Annotated in this window: 4 protein-coding genes; all 4 read left to right on the top strand. The window is 71.0% G+C overall.

Features of this window, described 5'->3' with window-relative positions:
• Positions 1-939: methyl-accepting chemotaxis protein (locus ACREEF_RS15700; RefSeq protein WP_431566503.1), on the top strand; the 939-nt coding region annotated here is incomplete at its 5' end.
• Positions 939-1,220 carry an STAS domain-containing protein gene (locus ACREEF_RS15695; RefSeq protein WP_431566502.1) on the top strand — a complete coding sequence of 94 codons (282 nt, stop codon included), beginning with the start codon at positions 939-941 and terminating at the stop codon, positions 1,218-1,220. The genes ACREEF_RS15700 and ACREEF_RS15695, both read left to right, overlap by 1 nt.
• A complete protein-coding gene (locus tag ACREEF_RS15690; RefSeq protein WP_431566501.1) occupies positions 1,217-1,582 on the top strand; it encodes a response regulator in 366 nt (121 codons plus the stop codon). The genes ACREEF_RS15695 and ACREEF_RS15690 overlap by 4 nt, the downstream gene beginning before the upstream one ends.
• Before the next feature lie 10 nt (positions 1,583-1,592).
• Positions 1,593-2,659: Hpt domain-containing protein (locus ACREEF_RS15685; RefSeq protein WP_431566500.1), on the top strand; the 1,067-nt coding region annotated here is incomplete at its 3' end.

Genomic DNA, 2,659 nt, shown 5'->3' with positions numbered 1-2,659 from the left:
CAGCTGGAGCAGGCCGTCGCGGTGGTCGTCACCAACGTCGCCGCCATCCGTTCGGGTTCGAGCGAGATCAGCCAGGCCTCGGACGACCTGTCGCGCCGCACCGAGCAGCAGGCCGCCTCTCTGGAGGAGACCGCCGCCGCCCTGGACGAGATCACCGCCACGGTGAACAAGACCGCCGACGGCGCCCGCCAGGCCTCCAGCGTGGTCCAGTCCGCGCGCGGCGACGCCGAGAAGAGCGGCCAGGTGGTGCGCGACGCCGTCGCCGCCATGAGCCAGATCGAGGCCTCGTCCAACCAGATCGGCGACATCATCGGCGTCATCGACGAGATCGCCTTCCAGACCAATCTGCTGGCCCTGAACGCCGGGGTCGAGGCCGCCCGTGCGGGCGACGCCGGCCGCGGCTTCGCCGTGGTGGCCTCGGAAGTCCGGGCCCTGGCCCAGCGCTCGGCCGAAGCCGCCAAGGAGATCAAGACCCTGATCTCGGCCTCGGGCCAGCAGGTCGGCGCGGGCGTGACCCTGGTCGGCCAGACGGGCGAGGCGCTGCAACGCATCGTCAGCCGCGTGGCCGAAATCGACGGCCTGGTCTCGGAAATCTCGGCCTCGGCCCAGGAGCAGGCCACCGGTCTGCAACAGGTCAACACCGCCGTGAACCAGATGGACCAGGTGACCCAGCAGAACGCGGCGATGGTCGAGCAGTCGACCGCCGCCAGCCACTCGCTGTCGCAGGAAGCCGACGTCCTGGCCGCCTCGGTGTCGCGCTTCCGCACCGGTCAGGCCGCGGCGCCGGCGACGGCTCGCAAGCCCGCTCCGGTCCAGGCCCCGGCCCGCGTCGCCCAGCCGGTGGCCCAGACGGTCGCCGCCCTCAAGACCGTCGGTCGCGGCGGCGCGGCTCTCAAGCCGGCGCCCGTCGCAGTCGAAGACGGCTGGGAGGAGTTCTGATGTCGGTCGCGATCTCCCTGCCGGCGGTGCTGGACCTACGCGCCGCCGAGCCTCTGAGGGCGCAGATTCTGGCCGTTCGCGGTCAGGCTCTGACCCTTGACGGGGCCTCGGTCGAACGCCTGGGCGGCCTCTGCCTCCAGGTCCTGTTGTCGGCCCGCCAGACTTGGGCCGCCGACGGACAGGCGTTGGAGATCGCGCCTGTGTCCGAAGCCTTTTCCGCTCAATGGGACGCCTTCGGCGCGCCCGCCCTCGATACCGATCCGCAAGGACAAGCCGCGTGACCAAGACCGTTCTGACCGTCGATGATTCCCGCACCATGCGGGATATGCTGCTGATCGCGCTGGAAAGCGCGGGCTACCGCGTAATCCAGGCCGTGGACGGCGTCGACGGACTTGAGACCCTCGCCGCCCAGGGCGCCGACGTGGTCATCACCGACATCAACATGCCCCGGATGGACGGCTTCGGCTTCATCGAGGGGATGCGCGCCGATCCCAATCACAAGGCGACGCCGGTCCTGGTCCTGACCACCGAGAGCGACGCCGCCAAGAAGCAGCGCGCCCGCGACGCCGGAGCCACCGGCTGGATCGTCAAACCCTTCGACCCGGCCAAGCTGGTCGACGCCGTTCGTCGCGTCGCGGCCTGAGGATCAGACGATGAGCGACGATCCGTTCGAGGCCATCAAGGTCACCTTCTTCCAGGAGTGCAGCGAACTGCTGGGCGATCTGGAAGCCAATCTGCTGGCGCTGGAGACCGGCGAGGGCGACGGGGAGACGATCAACGCCGTCTTCCGCGCCGTCCACTCGGTCAAGGGCGGGGCAGGGGCTTTCGGCCTGGAAGATCTGGTGCGCTTCGCCCACGTCTTCGAGACCCTGATGGACGAGCTGCGCTCGGGCCGTAAGGAATGCGACGACGTCACGGTCAAGACCCTGCTGCGCGCCTCCGACGTCCTGGCCGACCATATCGCGGCGGCCCAGGGCGTGGCGCCCCCGGTGGACGAGGTCCGTTCGGCCGGTTTGGTCGCCGAGCTCGAGGCCCTGACACACGGCGGGTCCGCGTCGGCCGCTCCGGCGCCGGTCGCGGCCGCGCCGGAAGAAGACGATTTCGGCTTTACGCCCCTGACCCTCGACCTGGCTGATTTCGGCGCCCCCGCGCTGGACCTGCCGCCGCTGGATCTTCCACCGCTCGATCTGGCGGCCTTCGATCCGGCGCCGCACGCGGCGGTCGCGGCCGGCTGGAGGATCGTTTTCCGTCCGCATCCCCGTCTCTACGCCAGCGCCAACGACGTCAGCCTGCTGCTGCGCGAACTGGCTCGCCTCGGCTCCACCTCGGTCCGGCTGGACGACAGCGGTCTGCCGTCGCTGGACGCCCTGGACGCTGAGGACGCCCATCTGATCTGGACCATCGACCTGTCGGGCGACGCGGCTGAAGCCGACGTGCGCGACGTCTTCGACTTCGTCGAGATGGACTGCGACCTGAGCGTCACCCGGCTGGCCGACGAAGCGGCGTCCGCGCCGACCGCCTCCGTCGAGACGCCGCTGCCGCCGCTGCCGGTTCTGGACGCAGCCCCCGCCGCGCCCGAGTTCGACATCGCCGCCCTGCTGGCCGAGGCCGCCGCTCCGGTCGAGGCGTCTGCGTCCGTCGTCGCTCCTGAGCCGGCCGCCGCTCCTGTGGCGGCCCCCGTTCCCGCCACCGTCGTCGCCGCGCCCAAGCCGGTCGCGCC

Source organism: Brevundimonas sp. (genome assembly GCF_050729455.1).
Lineage (GTDB): Bacteria > Pseudomonadota > Alphaproteobacteria > Caulobacterales > Caulobacteraceae > Brevundimonas.
The sequence above is the reverse complement of the archived record's forward strand: the minus strand, read 5'-3'. Positions and strand labels throughout refer to the sequence as shown.